The sequence below is a fragment of the Pseudomonas sp. NFACC37-1 genome (genome assembly GCF_900101575.1).
In the GTDB taxonomy this organism is placed as follows: domain Bacteria; phylum Pseudomonadota; class Gammaproteobacteria; order Pseudomonadales; family Pseudomonadaceae; genus Aquipseudomonas; species Aquipseudomonas fluorescens_AA.
In genome coordinates, this window is the sequence record NZ_FMUZ01000032.1 from 53,977 (window position 1) to 72,969 (window position 18,993).

At 63.7% G+C, this 18,993-nt stretch carries 14 protein-coding genes; 7 read left to right on the forward strand and 7 right to left on the reverse strand.

Annotation, left to right across the window (positions count from 1 at the left end; all coding sequences use genetic code 11):
• Window positions 1–27: 27 nt before the first annotated feature.
• From BLP82_RS24455 to pvdM, 3 genes are read right to left on the reverse strand one after another with little or no spacing between them, the layout of a single operon-like run.
• Complete coding sequence (locus tag BLP82_RS24455; RefSeq protein ID WP_092174142.1) at window positions 28–903, reverse strand: dihydropyoverdine dehydrogenase; 876 nt, start codon at window positions 901–903, stop codon at window positions 28–30.
• A 33-nt stretch (window positions 904–936) separates the two neighbouring features.
• Window positions 937–2,217, reverse strand: coding sequence for a pyoverdine-tailoring periplasmic protein PvdN (locus tag BLP82_RS24460; RefSeq protein ID WP_092174145.1), 1,281 nt, complete (start codon window positions 2,215–2,217; stop codon window positions 937–939).
• Window positions 2,214–3,584: a pyoverdine-tailoring dipeptidase-like protein PvdM gene (pvdM, locus tag BLP82_RS24465; protein WP_092174148.1), complete on the reverse strand. Its 1,371-nt coding sequence runs from the start codon at window positions 3,582–3,584 to the stop codon at window positions 2,214–2,216. The genes BLP82_RS24460 and pvdM overlap by 4 nt, the downstream gene beginning before the upstream one ends.
• 333 nt (window positions 3,585–3,917) lie before the next feature.
• Between pvdM and BLP82_RS24470 the strand changes: the two genes are divergently transcribed.
• Window positions 3,918–5,534 (forward strand): pyoverdine maturation tyrosinase PvdP, encoded by a 1,617-nt coding sequence (locus BLP82_RS24470; protein ID WP_092174152.1) that lies wholly within the window; start codon window positions 3,918–3,920, stop codon window positions 5,532–5,534.
• A gap of 179 nt (window positions 5,535–5,713) precedes the next feature.
• Here the strand turns inward: BLP82_RS24470 and BLP82_RS24475 are convergent, their stop codons facing one another.
• From BLP82_RS24475 to BLP82_RS24490, 4 genes are all read right to left on the reverse strand, one after another.
• On the reverse strand, window positions 5,714–6,040 hold the full coding sequence (locus BLP82_RS24475) for a DUF6124 family protein (protein WP_092174155.1): 327 nt from the start codon (window positions 6,038–6,040) through the stop codon (window positions 5,714–5,716).
• Between the two features lie 552 nt (window positions 6,041–6,592).
• Window positions 6,593–7,987 (reverse strand): efflux transporter outer membrane subunit, encoded by a 1,395-nt coding sequence (locus tag BLP82_RS24480; protein ID WP_092174158.1) that lies wholly within the window; start codon window positions 7,985–7,987, stop codon window positions 6,593–6,595.
• A gap of 10 nt (window positions 7,988–7,997) precedes the next feature.
• Window positions 7,998–9,968, reverse strand: coding sequence for a MacB family efflux pump subunit (locus tag BLP82_RS24485; RefSeq protein WP_072412322.1), 1,971 nt, complete (start codon window positions 9,966–9,968; stop codon window positions 7,998–8,000).
• Window positions 9,969–11,117, reverse strand: coding sequence for an efflux RND transporter periplasmic adaptor subunit (locus BLP82_RS24490; protein ID WP_092174161.1), 1,149 nt, complete (start codon window positions 11,115–11,117; stop codon window positions 9,969–9,971).
• A gap of 489 nt (window positions 11,118–11,606) precedes the next feature.
• Between BLP82_RS24490 and BLP82_RS24495 the strand changes: the two genes are divergently transcribed.
• From BLP82_RS24495 to BLP82_RS24520, 6 genes are all read left to right on the forward strand, one after another.
• Window positions 11,607–12,089 (forward strand): sigma-70 family RNA polymerase sigma factor, encoded by a 483-nt coding sequence (locus tag BLP82_RS24495; RefSeq protein WP_092174164.1) that lies wholly within the window; start codon window positions 11,607–11,609, stop codon window positions 12,087–12,089.
• Window positions 12,090–12,235: 146 nt separating this feature from the next.
• Complete coding sequence (locus tag BLP82_RS24500; RefSeq protein WP_092174167.1) at window positions 12,236–13,570, forward strand: lysine N(6)-hydroxylase/L-ornithine N(5)-oxygenase family protein; 1,335 nt, start codon at window positions 12,236–12,238, stop codon at window positions 13,568–13,570.
• Between the two features lie 322 nt (window positions 13,571–13,892).
• A complete protein-coding gene (locus BLP82_RS24505) occupies window positions 13,893–17,099 on the forward strand; it encodes an ATP-binding protein (protein ID WP_092174173.1) in 3,207 nt (1,068 codons plus the stop codon).
• Between the two features lie 285 nt (window positions 17,100–17,384).
• A complete protein-coding gene (locus BLP82_RS24510; RefSeq protein ID WP_092174170.1) occupies window positions 17,385–17,819 on the forward strand; it encodes a PleD family two-component system response regulator in 435 nt (144 codons plus the stop codon).
• 114 nt (window positions 17,820–17,933) lie between these two features.
• Entirely contained in the window at window positions 17,934–18,548 is a 615-nt protein-coding gene (locus BLP82_RS24515) for a response regulator transcription factor (protein WP_092174176.1), read from the forward strand.
• A gap of 161 nt (window positions 18,549–18,709) precedes the next feature.
• Window positions 18,710–18,993: transposase (locus BLP82_RS24520; protein WP_139197929.1), on the forward strand; the 284-nt coding region annotated here is incomplete at its 3' end.

Below are 18,993 nucleotides of genomic sequence, written 5' to 3' on the forward strand. Positions count from 1 at the left end.
AAACAGGTATTTGGGCGAGTCCGTTGATTACATATCCCGCGCCACCCGAAAACCGATCCAGTCCCCCCGATTGCCCGGCACCAACGCGTTGCGGTTGCCGGAGCGGGAGAACACCGGCGCCTCGCCCCAGTCGTTGCCGCGGATGCGTTTGAATTCGCACTTGCCGGTCAGCCAGGCGCTGCCGTCGCTCGGGGCGCCCACATAGTTTTCGTTGTAGCAATCGGCGGTCCATTCGTAGATGTTGCCGTGCATGTCGTACACGCCGAAGGCGTTGGGCGCGAAGCTGCCGGCCGGGGCGGTGAAGTTGTAGCCGTCGGCCGCGCCGTAGGTGTTGGCGTGCTGGGCGATGCTGTACTCCTTGCCTTCATCGAACGGGAAGGGGAACGGCCCGGTGCTGCCGCCGCGTGCCGCGTATTCGCGCAGGGACTCGCTGACCAGCCGGTATTGTTTGCCGGTTTTTTTCGACAGCCACGCCACGTAGGCATTGGCTTCGTCGAAGTCCATGCACACCGCCGGGTGCCGGTCGGTGTATTGCTTGCGCGGGTCGCTGCCCTGGTAGTCCGGGATGCCGGCCTTGCACGCTCGACCGGGACGCTCATCGCCGTCGGGCATGGTGTAGCCGGTGTCGCGCAGGTAGGCGAACCATTCGCCCTTGAGCACCTGGAAGCGGCTGATCGCCAGGGGCTTGGCAAACGTCACCGGGTGCAGCGGGCCTTCGTCGGGCTCGCGTCCCACTTCGTCGTCCGGGGTGCCCATCTGGAAGGTGCCGGTGGGCAGCACGACCATTTCCGGGCAATCCTTGCAGTCGCGAAAGACCTGGCCCGGTTGTGATGCCTGGGCGCCGGAGGGCAGCAGGGCGGCGAGGGTCAGTGCCGGGAGTAGCTTCAGCGAAAAACTGTTCATCCATCTCTCTCGATAAGGTCAAAAAGGTTCGGCTCAGAGCGTTTTGCCCAGCAACCCCATGAAGCGATCGATCTCGGCTTCGGTGTTGAGCAACCCCGGCGCGGTGCGGACCACCGGTCCCGCATCGCGATGCACGGCGTCGGCGATCACGCGGTTCTTCATCAGGTAGGCGGCGACCTCGTCGCTGTCGTGGCCCTTGACCCGGAAGAAGGTGAAGCCGGCGGACAGCTCCGGGCTCATGGGGGTGATCAGCTCGATCTGTGGCTGTGCCACCAGCTGTTTTTTCAGGTAGCTGTTGAGGGCGTGGATCCGTGCCTGCACCTCGGCCTTGCCCAGTTGCAGGTGCAGCTTGAACGCTTCGTCGGCGGCCCAGCGATGTTCGAAGGCGTGATAGCCCCCCGGGGTCATGACGGTGGAAAACGTCGTGGCTTCGGAAAAGGTCGGAATGATCGGTGTGACGTACTTGAGTTCTTCGCTGCGGCTGCACACCAGACCGGTGCCCCGTGGGCCGAACATCCACTTGTGGGTGCCGGCAATGAAAAAGTCGCAATTCATGGCGGGGAAGCTGAGGTCTTCGACGCCGAAACCGTGCACGCCGTCCACCACATAGATGATCCGTTGTTCATCGCTGCGGCCTTGGTTGTGCTTGTCCACCAGGGCGCCGATCTTGTCGATCGGCAGCTTCACGCCACTGCCCGAATGCACCCAGGTCATACCCAGTACCCGGGTTTCGGGGCGGATGTTGCGGTCGATGGCCGTGAGGATCTGTTCATGGCTGGCGTCGTGGGCGTTCTCGAACAGCTTGATCTTGCGCACCCGGGTGCCGCTGCGTTGGGTGCGCAGGTCGAGAATGGTGTGGGTGGCGTAGTGTTCGTGGGCGGTGGTGAGGATTTCCTGGTCGGCCGCCACGTGGACGCCGCCATAGATGATCGACAGGCCTTCGGTGGTGCTGCCGGTGAGGGCGATTTGCTTGGGCGAAGCTTGCAGGTAGCGGCCGGCCCAGATGCGGACGTTTTCCTCTCGCTCTTCGGTGACGCCCAGGTCCCAGTCCATCAATAGCCCCGGGTTTTTGTCCAGGGCGGCGCGATGCCGGTCGATGGCTTCGCGCACCGGGCGCGGGTGGGTGGTGACCAGGAAGTTGGAGAAGTGCAGGTAGTCCGGGTCCTGGTTGAACAGCGAGCGCAATTGCGCCCATTTGTTCTTGGGCAGCGGTGCCAGTGGATCGGTGCTGGCCGTGGCGGGCAGGCTGGCGGCCAGGGGCAGGCCGGCGGCGAGGATCCCGGCCTGCTTCAGGAAGGTGCGACGTTCATTCATGGTTGGGCCGCCTTCTGGGTCGAGGCGATGGCGGGGCGGGCGGCTTTCTGCACCTGATCCCAGACCCGCAGGAAATTGCCGCCCCACAGTTTGGCGATGTCGGCTTCGGAGTAGCCGCGGGTCAGCAGTTCGGCGGTGACGTTGCGGATGTCGCCGACGTTCTCCCAGCCTTTCACGCCGCCGCCTTCGTTGAAGTCCGAGCTGATGCCGACGTGGTCGATGCCGATCTTGCGCACGGTGTAGTCGATGGCGTCCCCCAGGTCCTTGAGGCTGGCCTTGGGTTCTTCTTCGAGGATGCCGTAGAGCTGGCCGGCGTATTCGCCGAACTTCTGTTCCGGCCAGGCGGCGATGATCGGGTCGCCGGGCATCAGCGCCATCGCCAGGTTGGGCAGCGGCGGCAGGTCGAAGCGTTCGCGCAGGGCGTTGAGTCTGTCCTGGGTCTTTTGCGTCAGCGGGCGCAGGTACTGGGAGAAACCGACGATCTGCACCACGCCGCCGCTGGCCTTGATCAGTTGCATTTCCTTGTCGCTGAGGTTGCGCGGTATGTCCACCATCGCCCGAGGTGCCGAATGAGAGGCCACCAGCGGCGTGCGACTCAGTTGCGCGACTTGCTCCAGGGCCAGGGTCGACATCTGCGACACGTCGATGATCACGCCCAGGTCGTTCAGGCGCGTCACCGCTTGCTTGCCGATGTCCGACAGACCGCCCAGGGCATCGGGCGAGTCGTTGAAGAACGGCAGCGGGCGGGAGGAGTCGGCCCAGTCGTTGTTGCCGATGTAGCTGAAGCCGAACATGCGCATGCCCCGCGCCGTCCACAGGTCCAGCAGGCTCAGGTCATGGCCCAGGGGGTAGGCGTTGAGCATGCTGATGAAAATCGCGAATTTGCCTTCGCCGTGCAGGCGGCGGAAATCATCCGGGGTGTAGGCGATGGCAACCTGGTTGGGAAAGTCCCGGACCAGGCCGGTGATGATCTTGTAGCGCACTTCCTGCTGGTTGCGCGCTTCCTCGACAAAACCGGCGGTGGGCTTGTGGGGCGCGTTGGGCCCGTTCCACAACTCCGGCCAGCCGAACACCGTCAGGGCCGCGCCGGACAGATGGCCGCGGTTGGCTTTGACCAGGTCGAACTGGCCGCTGCCGTCCTTGTCGGCTTCATTGCCGGCGGTGCCGAAATCCAGCGGCACGGTGATGTGGCTGTCGAAGGACAGCAGGCGTTCGTGCAGTTCCCTGGCCTCTTTCATCACTTTGACCGGGTAGCCGGGGTTGTCCCGCCACCAATGGTCCCAAGCCGCGACGCCCGCCCCGACGGCCAACGCCAGGGCCAGGGGCAGGCCGATGAAAAGAGCCTTTTTCGAACGAGGTGTTGTCATTGCCGATCTCAGTCAGGTTCGCCTTGGAAGGACAGGCGCGGGGCCTTTGCTATCTGGGGAGAACGAGTGATCGGACGGGAAATTTAGGCGCTCTCGGGGCCGCCATCGCGAGCAAGCTCGCTCCCACAATTTGGAATGCGCTCAACCTGTGGGAGCGAGCTTGCTCGCGAAGGCGGCCTTGAAACCAACCTGATTTTTGGGAATGTACTCAAATCCATTGTGGGAGCGAGCCTGCTCGCGATGAGGCCTCCGCTGCCTCCCTATAAATTTGTCAGCCCACCCCTCGTTCTAGCTTGGATAAAGCCCGCTCCCGGGCTGGACACAGGTAAGGCAATGACGATTTCTCGACGATGGTTCATGGCAGGCCTGGCGCTGACCGGTGCCGCCGTGCCTGCGGTGTATTACGGGCATCGCGAACTGACCCGGCCGGACCCGACCATTACCCCCGGCGAGGCCTCGTTCGACGTGGCGGACGTGGCGGGCCAGCGCCGGGCCGATACGTTGCGGGGCATCTGGACGATCCGTTTCACCGGCCGCGACGCCGGTCTCGAAGGCCTGCCGCAGGACGATCTGCAGATCTTCCTCGATATCGGCCAGAGGGGCCGTGGCCTGGTGGGTTACCTCGACAGCGCCGAACGCTTGCGCGGTGCCGATGAACCGCGTTATCGGGTGTTGGGCGACCTGGCCGGAACCGACCCGAAACAACTGAGCTGGCGGTTGACGGGGGCTCGGCACGACGCGCCGGACTATGAATTCATCATGACCCTGGACGAAGTCTGGGCCGGTTTCGGCAATGCCGGCAGCGCCACCCTCAGCGGCCGGGTGTTGCGCCTGGACCGTCCCTTGGCGTTGCCTGAGCAGGACAATCATTTCATCGCCGTCAAGCCGCGCTTTCCCGAGGCGCGGGAGCGCACGCCGCTGAGCCCGGCGCTGCTGGCCTGGCTGGTGTCGCCCGAGCATCGGCTGTTCCACCAGCTCTGGCACGCCTCGCGGGACAAATGGCACACCCTGGACGAAGACAAGCGCAATGCCCTGCGCGGCATCGGCTGGCAGCCCGGCCCACGGGACCGGGAGCGTGATGCCCGCGGGCCGCGCAAGGATCGCAATGGCTCGGGCGTGGACTTCTTTTTCATGCACCGGCACATGCTCGGCACCGCCCGATCGTTCCAGGCGCTGCCGTCGTGGCCGCGCTTTCCCTTGCCGCAACCGGAGCTGGAACGCGATCGCCTTGGGTTCGCCCGCTACCTCGATAACCACGATGGCACGTCCTTGCCGCCGACCTGGTTGGCCGATGGCGACGAGCAGTACGCCCAGTGGGTCAGCGACATCAAGGCCGCCGAGACCTACCACAGCAATTTCCAGGTCTGGGAATCGCGCTACCGCGACCCGCGCTACCTGTCGAAACTGACCCTGGGTCAGTTTGGTTCGGAAGTGGAACTGGGTCTGCACGACTGGCTGCACATGCGCTGGGCCTCGGTGCCGCGCGACCCGTCCAACGGCCACCCGGTGCCGTTCGCCCGCGACCCGGCGGACTTCGCCCAGCGCTGGTACGCCCCGGAGAATGACTTTCTCGGCGATCCGTTTTCTTCCCACGTGAGCCCGGTGTTCTGGGCCTTCCACGGCTGGATCGACGACCGCCTCGAAGACTGGTTCCGCGCCCACGAGCGTTTCCACCCGGGGGAAGTGAGCCGGCTCGAGGTCAACGGCGTGCCCTGGTTCGCCCCGGGCCGCTGGGTCGAAATCGCCGACCCCTGGCTGGGCCCGGACACCCACGGTTGCAGCACCACCCCAGGGCTGCAGGTTGGGCGCTCGGTGGAGATGGACCCGGAAACCATGAAACTGGCGTTGCGCATCACCTTCGGCAGCGATGACAAAAAGCTCTCCGAACTGTTCCGCCGGGTTCCGCAACGGCCGTGGTATGCGCGCAATCTCAAGAGCAAGCCCGTTTAACCTTTCTGACTGGATGAACACTGTTGTGGCGAGGGGATTTATCCCCGCTGGGCTGCGAAGCAGCCCCCAGAACCGGCACCTCGGTGTGTCAGGGGTATTGAGTGAGCCGGTTTGGGGCTGCTGTGCAGCCCAGCGGGGATACACAGGTGTCATTTGGCTTGAGATTGTTATGAAGGTTTTTAGCGTGGCGCGGCGATGTCCAAGGCGCGGTTTGCCAACAGTTCTGCCAACTCGATCATTTGCTGGATGCCCAGCGCAAAATGGCGCCGCGGGCCTTCCAGTTCAAAGGCCTGCTCGCTTGCCATGACGTTGACCGAAGCGAGGGTCTCGCTGAGGTTGGCCAGCAGGCATTCCATGTCCGCGCCTTCTGCCACGGTGAACAACTGGCCCGGTGGTGGGTTGGGTTTTCCGGGTTTGGGGTCGAGGTAAAAGGCGAGGGCGCGGTCGGCGGCTTCGTCGAGTTTTTTGGAATCGTCTGCGGGAGGATTGGGGGTGATCTTGAACATGGCGTAACTCCTAGTATTCATTTTCAGGAGCCGGCACCATCGCTACCAAACGATTGGGTGGCGGCCGTACGCGGGTTGGTAGACCGGAGCACTAGGAACCCGGCGCGCCCGAAGACGCCCTGCGCACGGCCACCATGAAACAGACACCGAGAGAGCGTCTGCAGGAGGTGGCGCTTGCGCCTAGTTGACTCGCGGGCTACCAAACCCGATCGCTGAAATCAGCGACCCGGAAACAGTAAAAGCCACGAGCCAGGCGCACAAGCCGGCGGATTCTGGCGCAGTTGTAGGTAACGGCGCAAGGCGATGTAGCCTCACTCGGGAGTCCTACATGGCCGGATAAACAGAACCAAAGCCGAACACCCTTTATTGGGCGGGGAATTATCTGTGGCGAGGGGATTTATCCCCGCTGGGCTGCGTAGCAGCCCCAAATCAGCTACCCCCAATACACCTGATACACCGAGGTGCCGGCTCTGGGGGCTGCTGCGCAGCCCAGCGGGGATAAATCCCCTCGCCACAGGTGTGTGTGGCTTGGCTTGAGAACCTGGGGTGGCGTTACATCACCCGCCAACCCCCACCCAACGCCTTGTACAACGCCACGCTCGCCTGTACCCGCGCCAACCTTAACTGCACGTTCATGTCCTGGGCGGCGTACAGCGTGCGTTGGGTTTCCAGCACGGTGAGCAGATCTTCGGCGCCGGCCTGGTAGCGGCGCTGGGCGATGTCGAAGGCGGTCTGGGCCTGGTGCAGTTCTTCGCTTTGCCATTGCCGTTGCTGGTCCAGGCCGTGGATGCCGTTCAGGGCTTTTTCGACGTCGGCGAAGCCGTTGATGATGGCGGCGCGATAGAGCTCCAGCAGTTCCTCCTGGCGGGCGGTGGCTTTGTCCCGTTCGGCACTCAGGCGGCCGTTGTTGAAGATCGGGGCGGCCAGGCCGGCGGTGAGGTTGTAGACGTTGTTGCGTAGCAACTGGTCGGCGATGTCGGCGCCGGTGGCGAGGCTCAGGCCCAGGGTCATGGTGGGCAGCATGGCGGCGCGGGCCACGGTGATGTCGGCCTGGGCGGCAGCGAGGCGCGCTTCGGCGGCGGCGATGTCCGGGCGGCGGCGCAGCAGTTCGCTGGGCACGCCGGCGTCGATGGCGGGCCAGTGCAGGCGGTCGAAGCTGTCGTCGTCGAGCCTGATCGACTGCACCGGTTGCCCCAGCAGCGTTGCCAGGGTGATCACGGCCTCCCGGGCCTGTTGCTGCACTTGGGGCACGCGGCGTTGTTGGGCCGCCACCAGGCTTTTTTGCTGGGACAGTTCCAGGGCCGTGGCGCTACCGGCGTCGTAGCGGGTCTGGACCAGGTCGAGCACGCGCTGGGCGTTGTCCAGGTTCTGTTCGGCGATGCGCTGTTGTTCGCGCAGGGACAGCGCCTGGGTGTAGCTGTTGGCGACGCCGCTGAGCAGGGTCAACTCCACGGTCGCCCGGTCGAACTGGCTGGCCGACAACGTGCTCAGCGCGCTGTCCCGGGCCGCCCGCTTGCCGCCCCAGAAGTCCAGCTCATAGGTGGCGCTGAGGTTGGCGTCGTAGTAGTCGATGGTGCGGTTGTCCCGATCCACGTCCAGCTGGCTGTAGCCTTTGCCGTGCAACAATTCCTGGCGATTGCCGTTGAGCCCGGCCGTGACCGCTGGCAGCAACGGCGCCCCGGCGATCACCGCACTGGCCTGGGCCTGGCGCACCCGGGCCATGGCGGCGGCCAGGTCGTGGCTGTCCCGGCGCGCCTGTTCGATCAAGCGGTTCAATGGCGGGCTGCCGAAGTGCGTCCACCATTGCTGGTTATCCGCTTGGGCGCTGGGCGTATCGAGGTGCTGCCAGGCCGGTGGCGGTTGGATGCCGCTGTCCGGTGCCGACGCAGGGGTGGCGCAGGCCGCCAGCAACAGGCTGGCGGCCAGGAGGGTCAGGTGCGCTTTCATAGGGTGGGGTTCATTCACTGGTGAGGGCCGCGACCGGGTCGAGGCGGGCGGCCTTGCGGGCGGGCATGAAGCCGAAGACAACGCCGGTGACCAGGGCGCAGCCGAAGGCGCCGAACACTGCCAGCCATTCGAAGGCCACGGCGATCTTGCCCAGCAATAAGGCACCGCCCACCAGCAGGGCCAGGCCGATACCAGCGAGCCCGCCGACCACCGAGAGCATCACCGCTTCGGTGAGGAACTGGCGCAGGATGTCGCGCTGCCGGGCGCCGGTGGCCATGCGGATACCGATCTCCCGGGTCCGCTCGCGCACGGTCATGAGCATGATGTTCATCACGCCGATGCCGCCCACCAACAGCGAAATCGCCGCAATGGCCCCGAGCATCAGCGACAGCGTGCCCTGGGTGCGGGCCTCGGCCTGGATCATCGCGGCGTTGTTGGTCAGCTCGAAATCCTGCTTGCCGTCGTGCAGGCGCAACAAGGTACGGGAGACCGCCTGTTCGGCCTCCTTGACCTTGCCCGCGTCCCGGGCGGCGATCACTACGTATTCGGGATGGCGCGTGCCGAACAACCGCACGCTGGCGGCGGAGTAGGGCACGGCGATGCGATTGTCGGCGTCCGAATCCCCGGAGCTGGCGCCTTTTTCCGCCAGTACGCCGACCACCTGGAACGGCATGTTCTCGATCAGGATGTAGCGGCCGATGGGGTCGGCGACGTCCTTGAGCAGTTTCTGCCGGACCTTGTGGCCGATCACCGCCACCGCCGCCGCGCCGCGTTCATCGGCGTCGCTGAAGTAACTGCCCTCGGCCACCGGCCAATTGAAGATGGCCGGGAAATTCGTGTCGTTGCCGCCGACGTAGCTGGTGTGGTCGAGGTTGCCGAAACGCACGCTGGCTTCGGCGCCGTTGACCGGCATGATGCGCTGCACTTCGGGCAGGTCGGCGAGGGCGGCCAGGTCGTATTCGCTGATGATGCCCTTGGCGGCTCGGGGCGTGGGCGCGCTGCCGTTGAGGTAGATGATGTTCGAGCCGAACGCGCCCATCTGGGCCATGACCTGGCGCTTGCTGCCTTCGCCCACGGCCAGCATCACCACCACCGAGGCCACGCCGATGACAATGCCGAGCAGGGTCAGGGCGGTGCGAAAGCGATTGATCCACATCACCCGCCATGCCGCCTGTACCGCGTCCACCAACTCACCTTTCCAGGCGCCGTTGTGTTCGCTGCCGGCGCTCAGGCGCTGGCGCAGGTCCACGGCTTGCAGGGCCTTGGGATTGGCGTGCACCTCGTGTGGCGAAGAGGGGGCACTGTCACTGATGATCAGCCCATCGCGGATCTCGATGATGCGCTTGGCCCGGGCCGCCACTTCGCGGTCATGGGTGATCAGGATCACCACGTGGCCCTGGCTCGCCAGTTCGTCGAGCAACGCCATGACCTCGATGCCGCTCTGGCTGTCGAGGGCGCCGGTGGGTTCGTCGGCGAGGATGATGTGGCCGCCGTTCATCAAGGCCCGGGCAATCGACACCCGCTGCTGCTGGCCACCGGAGAGTTGATGGGGGCGGTTGCCGGTGCGGCTGGCCAGGCCCAGGCGGTCGAGCAGGGCGCTGGCCCGGGCGTGGCGCTCAGCGGCCGAGGTGCCGGCATAGATGGCCGGCATCTCGACGTTTTCCTGGGCGGTGCCGGAAGGAATCAGGTGATAGCCCTGGAACACGAAGCCGAACGCTTCGCGCCGCAGCCAGGCCAGCTCGTCACTGCCCAGGCCGGCGACGTCTTCGCCGGCGAAACGGTACTCACCGCTGGTGGGGCGGTCGAGGCAGCCGAGGATGTTCATCAGGGTGGATTTACCGGAGCCGGACGCCCCGACAATCGCCAGGAATTCCCCGGCGTGAATGGACAAATCGATGCCGCGCAGCACCTCCACCCGAGGGCTGTCGCCACCGCCGTAGGCCTTGCGAATGTCCCGCAGTTCGATCAGGGGCGTGCTCATTCAGCCTCCGCTGCCGCTGGCGGGGCCGATCAGCACCCGGTCGCCTTCGCGCAGGCCGTCGACAATCTGCGTGCGCAGCCGATCGCTGACGCCGGTGCGAACGGTGCGTGGCTGGACGTCGCCATTGTCGGCCAGCACCTGCACCTGACCGGCTTCCTGCAGGGCGGCGATGGGCACGGTCAGCACGTCCTTGGCCTGGGCGGCGACGAAAAATACCTGGGCGGTCATGTCGGTCATCAGCGCGCGGTCGGCGTTGTCGACGTCGAGCAACACGGTGTAGAGCACCACCCGCTCGCTGCCGCTGCGGCCTCCGGTGGGGCTGCCGCCCTGGCTGGCCTCCAGCGGCCGCGGCGGCACGGGGAGGATCTGGCGAACCGTACTGCTCCAGCGCCGGCTGCCGCCGGCCAGGGTGGTGAAGTAGGCGGTCATGCCCGGCTTGACGTGGCCGATGTCGGCTTCCGAGACTTCGGCCCAGACCGTCATCGGCGACAGCCGGGCGATGCGCAGGATCAGTGGGGTTTGCTGCTGGGCGTTGAGGGTCTGGCCTTCCCGGGCACCGACGGCGACCACGGTGCCGCTCATGGGCGCGTAGATGCGCGTGTAGCCCAGCTCGGCCTCGTCACTGCGCAGGCTGGCCTGGGCCTGGCGGATCTGGGCCTGGAACATGTCGATGCGCGCCTGGGTCGCCCGCACTTCGGCCTGGGCGGTCTGCACGTCTTCCTCGCGGGTGGCGCCGCCGGCCTTGAGTTGTTGCTGGCGGCGGAATTTTTGCTGCGCCAGGTCGTGCTGGGCGCGCTGTTCCTGAAGCTGGGCCTTGAGGTTCTCGATCGAAAAACGCCCGGCGTCGAGCCTGGCCTTTTGCGTGGACGGGTCGATTTCCACCAGCAGTTGGCCTTCGCGCACCTCGTCGCCGGCCTCCACGTGAATCTTCTGGATCTGCCCGGACGCCTGGGCGCCGACGTCGACATAACGCCGCGGTTGCAAGGTGCCCAGGGCGGTGACGCTGTTTTCGATATCGCCACGGGTGACGGGCGCGGTGACCAGGGGCGCGCGGCTGGGCACCACCGCTTGCCACGCGGCGAAGGCCACGGCCGGAAGCAGGGCGAAGGTGAGAAGCCAGGCGCGTCGGGTAGGGCGGGGACGTTTCATGCAGGGTTCCGGCCGGTGATATCGGGCCCGTCCCAGGAAGGGCAGGGACGGGGGGCTGTTCTGGTAAACGAGCGCTTTGGACGGGAATTTACTGGCTTGAAACACTTGGTAGCAGGTTGAAGGGAGGACAACTCAATCGCCAAGTCAGGTGATGTTGTGGCGAGGGGATTTATCTGTGGCGAGGGGATTTATCCCCGTTGGGCTGCGAAGCAGCCCCAAAAAAAGCCAGCGCCTCGGTGTATCAGATGTATTGAGTGGACTGGTTTGGGGCCGCTTCGCAGCCCAGCGGGGATAAATCCCCTCGCCACAAAAGCCAGGGCCGGCGCCTCTTCAACTGAACGAATCAACCCCGATACAAACCAACACTTTAAATCTATATGAGAATTACTATAAATTACGCGATCGAATCTGCCATTATCGTGCCATGCCCTTTTCAGGCATGCCGAAGTGGCACAGGGATAGCTGGCGCGGCCATTGCGCACGGGAGTCATGTTGGAAAACTACTATCGCGAGCTGGTGTGTTTCCTGAACGCCAGGCTAGGCAACCGCCAGGCGGCCGAGGATGTGGTGCATGACGCCTATGTGCGGGTGCTGGAGCGTGCCAGCGACACACCCATCGAACAGCCTCGGGCGTTCCTCTACCGCACGGCGCTGAACCTGGTGATCGACGGGCATCGACGCAACGTCCTGCGCCAGGTCGAATCCCTGGATGTGCTGGACAACGAAGAGCGCTTCTTCACGCCATCGCCCCACACCAGTCTCGACCATGGCCAGCGCCTGGACATGCTGCAACGGGCCCTGGCCGAGCTGCCGCCGCTGTGCCGCGAGAGTTTCCTGCTGCGCAAGCTTGAAGGCCTGTCCCACCCGCAAATCGCCGAGCGCCTGGGCATTTCCCGGGCACTGGTGGAAAAGCACATCGTCAACGCCATGAAACACTGCCGCGTTCGCGTGCGTCAGTGGGACGCGCCCTGATTCGATCGTCGCCGGTCACCCGGCGGTAAATTTTTTTTCACTGTCCTCGTTCCTCTCAACAGACGACTTGCCGGCGCCTTCAGTGCCGGTCAGGTTCCCCAGGCTTTTCGTGCCCTGTTGAGGGGCTTTTCCAGAGGACACTGGACATGACACAGGCAATTGCATCGCCCATCGTTCACGACTTGATCGGCATTGGCTTCGGCCCTTCGAACCTGGCGCTGGCCATCGCGCTGCAGGAGCGGGGGCCGGTCCAGGGTGAACTGGACGTGCTGTTCCTCGACAAGCAGGCCGACTATCGCTGGCACGGCAACACCCTGGTGACCCAGAGCGAGTTGCAGATTTCCTTCCTCAAGGACCTGGTGACCCTGCGCAACCCCACCAGCCCGTATTCCTTCGTCAATTACCTCAAGCACCATGGCCGCCTGGTGGACTTCATCAACCTCGGCACCTTCTATCCGTGCCGCATGGAGTTCAACGACTATCTGCGCTGGGTGGCCGGACACTTCAGCGCACAGAGCCGCTATGGCGAGGAAGTGCTGCGCATCGAACCGGTGCTGCACAACCAGCAGGTCGAAGCGCTGCGGGTGATTTCCCGCGACGGCCAGGGCGAAGAGTTGGTCCGCACCACGCGCTCGCTGGTGGTCAGCGCCGGCGGTACCGCGCGCATTCCCGACGCGTTCAAGGCGTTCAAGGATGACGCGCGGGTGTTCCACCATTCCCAGTACCTGGAACGCATGGCGGGTCAGCCGTGCGTGAAGGGCCAACCGATGAAGATCGCCATCATCGGCGGTGGGCAGAGCGCGGCCGAGGCCTTCATCGACCTCAACGACAGCTTCCCTTCGGTACAGGTCGACATGATCCTGCGCGGCTCGGCCCTCAAGCCGGCGGACGATAGCCCGTTCGTCAACGAAGTGTTCTCGCCGGAGTTCACCGACCTGGTGTTCCAGCAACCCCACAGCGAGCGCGAGCGCCTGGTCAACGAGTACCACAACACCAACTATTCGGTGGTGGACATCGACCTGATCGAGCGTATCTACGGGATTTTCTATCGTCAGAAAGTTTCTGGCATCGCCCGTCATGCATTCCGCACCCTCACCACGGTGGAGAAGGCCACGGCCACCGCCGCCGGCGTGGAACTGGCGGTGCGCAACAACGCCACCGGCGAGTTGACGGTACGCCGTTATGACGCCGTGGTGCTGGCCACCGGTTACGAGCGGCAGATGCACCGCACCCTGCTGGAGCCGCTGGCGCAGTACCTGGGGGATTTCGAGGTGGATCGCAACTACAAGCTGCTTACCGACGAGCGCTGCAAGGCGGCGATCTACATGCAGGGCTTCTGCCAGGCCAGCCATGGCCTGAGCGATACGCTGTTGTCGATCCTGCCGGTGCGTGCCGATGAGATTGCCGGCTCGCTCTATGAGCATGGGAACAATCGCGGACAGGCTCGTCCAGTACGCGACATGCTGTTGGCCGCTGTATAGGCCCTGTAGGAGCGAGTCACATCAGCCAACGCAACCCCTGTGGGAGCGAGCTTGCTCGCGATGGCGTCAGTTCAGCCAATATTGAAGTGGCTGACACTACGCCTTCGCGAGCAAGCTCGCTCCCACAGGTCATAGGTCCTCTCTCTGGTCACTCGCAGGAAATTCTTCAGAAACTTCCTACACTCATGTCATGCGTCTGTTGGACAGGCGCATCGACGGTTCGCTGTTCCCTCGTATTGGCAGTCTGAACCCCCAACCGGTCACCCTGACTGAGGTCGGTGGTGCGCCGGGCCGACCACGCCAAGCGAAACACCCTGACCAGATGATGCTGCTTTTACGCACAGGCCTGGTGGCGCTGTTGCTGGGCTCATTGAGCGTAGCGCTACCGGTAGGCGCGACCCCTGAGTCGTTGCAGGTGCTCGGGCGCTCCAACGTGGATGACTATGCGGTGTCCCTGGACGCTGCCGACTGGGCCTGGCTGCGCCAGAAGGGCACGTTGCGGCTGGGTGCCTCGGCGCCGGACTATGCGCCTTTCAGCATCACTGGCAATGGTCGCGACTACGAAGGCCTGACTGCCGACTATGCGCAATTGCTGGGGCAACTTTTGCACGTCACGGTGCAGGTCCAGCGCTATCCGTCCCACGCCGAAGCGCTCCAGGCCCTGCGCGGCGGTGAGATCGACCTGCTCGGCACCGCCAACGGCTTCGAAGCTGCCGATCCGGACCTGGCGATGTCCCAGGCCTATGCCGATGACCTGCCCACCCTGGTGGCGCGCATCGACGACAGCCAGGACTTGCCCACGGACCTGGCGGGCAAGCGGGTGGCCATGCTGTATCACTATTTGCCGCCAGAGACGGTCAAGGGGTTTTATCCCGAGGCTTCCTTGCAACTGTTCCCCTCGACCTTGAGTGCCATCGGCGCCGTGGCGTTTGGTCAGGCCGACGTCTACCTGGGGGATTCGATCAGTTCCAACTACCTGATCAGCAAGAACTACCTGAACAACGTGCAACTGGCCGATTTCTCGCGTATGGAAGTGCAGCCATTCGCCTTTGCGGTCAGTCGCGACAATGGGCGCGTGTTGCGCATTGTCAATGCCGCGCTGCACGCCATTCCTGCCAGCGAACGCATGATCATCCTGCGGCGTTGGAGCGCCGGCGGGGCGAGCATGCCCGGTCAGCAGGCGCTGCATTTCAGCGTCAACGAACAGCGTTGGCTGGACGCCCACCCACGCATCAAAGTCGCCGCCAATGAAAACTTCCTGCCGCTGACGTTCTTCGACGAGCAAGGCCATTTGCGCGGCATCGGCGCCGATGTACTGGCGCGGATCAGCTTACGCACCGGTTTGAAATTCGATGTGCAGCGGGGCGATTCGGTTGATGATTTGATCGGCCAGATCAAGAGCGGCAAGGCCGACGTCCTGGCAACCGCCATCCCCAGCGCCGAACTCGAGGACGAGTTGCGCTTTACCCGACCGTACCTGACGAATCCGTTCGTGTTGGTGGTGCCGGTCAGGGCCAAGGCGCTGACCTTGGACCAGATGGCGGGCAAGCGCGTGGCGCTGGTGCGTGGCAACGTGCTGCGCGAGTTCCTGCTGGAGCAATTCCCCCGCGTGCAGTTGGTGGCGGCGCAGAATGCGGCGGACGCCATGGCCATGGTCGCCGCCGGCACGGCAGACGCTGCGATCAATCCGCTGATCAGCGCCCGCTACATGATTTCTCGTCAGTACCGCGACACGCTGCAAGTCACCAGCACCGTGGGCACCTTGCCCGCGCACATTGCCCTGGCGACGAACCGGGGCGCATTGGAGCTTTACTCGATCCTGGACAAGGCGCTGTTGAGTATTTCCCCGGAAGAAATGGACGAGCTGACCAACCGCTGGCGCAGTGAAGTGGTGATCGACGACAGTTATTGGCTGCGCAACCGCACCACGATTCTCCAAGGGTTCGCCATTGCTGCGTTGCTGTTGCTGGTGGCGTTGGGCTGGGGCATTTATCTGCGACGGCTGTTGGAACAGCTGCGTGTGGCCAAGGAAAGCGCCGACGAGGCCAATCGGGCCAAGACCACCTTCGTGGCGACCATGAGCCATGAGATTCGCACGCCGATGAATGCGGTGATCGGCCTGCTGGAGCTGGCCCTGAAAAAAGCCGACCAAGGCATCGTCGACCGATTCGCCATCGAAGTCGCGTCGGGTGCGGCCCATGGCATGCTGGATCTGATCGGCGACATCCTCGACATCGCCCGCATCGAGTCGGGCAAGTTGTCGCTGGCGCCGCAACGGGCCAATCTGCACACGTTGATCGAGTCGGTGGCGCGGATTTTCGAGGGCCTGGCCTGGCAGAAACACCTGCGCTTGCATTGGGGGCTGGATGCCGGGATCGACCGCGACGTGTTGATTGATCCATTGCGTTTCAAGCAGATCGTCTCGAATCTGTTGAGCAACGCCATCAAGTTCACCGACCAGGGCGAAGTGCGCCTGAGTGTGCGCGGCGAGCCGGCCCCTGGGCACGAACGCCTGGGACTTTGCCTGCGGGTGGAGGACACCGGTTGCGGTATTTCCCCCGAGGATCAGCGCCGCCTGTTCAGCCCCTTTGCCCAGGCCGGCCAGCACCCGCAATCGGCTCGCAGCGGTTCGGGGCTGGGGTTGGTCATCAGCCGGACGTTGTGCGAAATGATGGGCGGCACCCTGGTGTTGCGCAGCGTGCCGGGGGAGGGTACGCAGGTCGAGGTTCTGCTGGACCTGCCCTTGCTCGATGCACTGCCGGCGGCACCTGCCGAGGTCGAGGCGCTGCTGCCGGTCCCGGCGCTGAGTATCCTGGTGGTCGATGACTACCCGGCCAACCGCTTGCTGCTGTCCCAGCAATTGGGCTACTTGGGCCATCGTGTCCGGGAGGCGCAGAACGGTGTCGAGGGTCTGCAGGCTTGGCGCAGTGAACACTTCGATGTGGTCATCACCGACTGCAACATGCCCTTGATGAGCGGCTACGAACTGGCCCGTACCATTCGCGCCGAAGAGTGCGATCGCAACCTGTCGCCGGTGGTGATCCTGGGGTTCACCGCCAACGCCCAGCCCGAGGAAAAGCAGCGCTGCGCCGAAGCCGGAATGGACGATTGCCTGTTCAAGCCCATCGGCCTCAAGGCACTCAATGCGTGCCTGGCTTCGGTCATGCCGGATGCGCGGGCGCCCCAGTCCAGCGATGGTCTCGACCTGACCGGGCTGGAGCAACTGACCGGTGGCGACAAGAGCGCTATCAGGGCGTTGCTGGAGGAACTGGTCAGCAGCAATGCCGCAGATCAAGCGCGGCTGCTGGACTTGGCCACCCGACAGGACTTGCCGGGCCTGGCGGACCTGGCGCACCGGATCAAGGGCGGGGCGCGGATCATCCAGGCGCAACGCCTGATCGCCGCCTGCGAGGCGCTGGAAAGCGCTTGTCGAGGGAACGACACGGTGCTGTTCGCCGAAGCCGTGGAAGACCTTCGCCAAGCCATCGAGCACCTGGCGGAACGACTGAAAACCCACCTGGAGGAATAGGCGCTATAGAAGCTATATGAACTATATGAACCGTAGGAGCTGACGAGTGAAACGAGGCTGCGATCTTTCCAAAGACCCTTGAATCCCAAGCGAACGATCAAAAGATCGCAGGCTTCGCCAACGCCCAAAGCGCCGAGCGGGATAAATTCCCTCGCCATAGGGGCTGTGTCTGTCCTTATTTTAGGATTAGTCCTACATCGCCCTTCAAACGCTTCCTCTAGCCTGAGCGCCCTGAATGTTCTTGAGCCGGTGCCTACCTGGCGCGTTGCTATTGGAAAGCTTGCCATGCCGAACAAAGCACTTCGTATCCTGATTGCCGACCCACAACAGACCTATCGAATCGTGCTGGAGCGTCTGTTCAACCAACAGGGCTACCACCGGATTGTCCCCGTGAGCCATTTGCAGGAACTGCTCACGCTGGTGGAGTACGGCAGCGAGCCGTTCGACCTGATTGTCGTCAACGGGGCGTTGGCGGGTGGGGCGTTGGACCTGCACGATTTTGTGATCTACAACCCGCAGATTCGTCACGGTATGATCTACAACGCGCAACCGGCGAGTCAGTCGCCGGTGCCTGTGGCGAGTCGATCAAACGTGCATCTGAGCCAGGCGCCACTGCCTGATCTCGCGTCACTGAGACGCCTGATGGAGCGGGTCGACCCTCCTATCCATGAGCCGTTGCAACCATGGGTTCGCCCCCTCAGGCAGGGTCATGGACGCTGAACCAGGCCGTTGGTCCGTACTGTCAGGTTTGACAGGTGGCAGGGCCTGGCACTTGTGCAAGAGTCCGGTGCGGTCATGGCGCCGGTGCCGTTTGTATTGTTTTGGGGAGCTGCCTTGAAAGACGTGTTGATCGTGGATGACCACCCTGTCATTAGAGGGGCGCTGCGGCTCATTTGTCAGAATGAGGCGTTCACCCGCATCCGGGACGCCAGCGGCGCGGCCGATGCCAGGGGCGTTATCAAGGAGAGCGCACCAGACCTGGTGATCCTGGATTTGGTGATGAACGGCTTCGATGGCCTGGACCTGCTGGTCTGGATCATGGCCCAGTTTCCTGAATGCAGCGTGCTGGTGTTCACGTCCCAGGATGCGCAGCACTTCTGCAACCGCTGCATCTCGGCCGGGGCCCGGGGCTTTGTCACCAAGAAAAGCGATCTCAAGGAACTGACCAAGGCCATCCAGGCGTTGAAGTCCGGTTATGCCTATTTCCCCCAGATGCCCGTCAGGCTGGATTTCCAGCAACGCAGCGAACAACAAGCCCTGGAAAGCCTCTCCACCCGCGAGCTGTCCATCTTGCGCATGCTGGCCATGGGCATGCGCGGCAAGGACATCGCTGAAAGCCTGTTCCTGAGTCCAAAAACTGTCAGCACCTACAAGAGCCGTCTGTTGGAAAAGCTGGGGCTGCAATCCTTGGTGGGGTTGTCGGAGTTTGCCAAGCGCAATCACCTTTGAATGAGCGACACCCAAACCTGTGGGAGCGAGCTTGCTCGCGATAGCGGTCCGCCTGTCGATGCATCTTCGGCGGATACACTGTCATCGCGAGCAAGCTGAACTGGCCTAATAATTCCGGACACCTCTTAAGGGCGATATGATTTCGCCAACTTGGAGGTTCCATGAACGAAAGAAAGGTCTATACCCGCGAGTTCAAGCTGCATGCTGTCAGCATGGTGCTTGATGATAACTGCCCGGTACCAGAAGTTTGTGCATCGCTGGACATCGGACCCACCGCTTTACGGCGCTGGGTTGATCAGGTTCGTAAGGAACGCGAGGGCCAGCCAGTTAAAGGCACCAAGGCGATTACTGACGATCAGCGCCAGATCCAGGAGCTAAAAGCCAAGATCAAGCGCATGGAGATGGAAGCTGAAATCCTAAAAAAGGCTACCGCTCTCTTGATGTC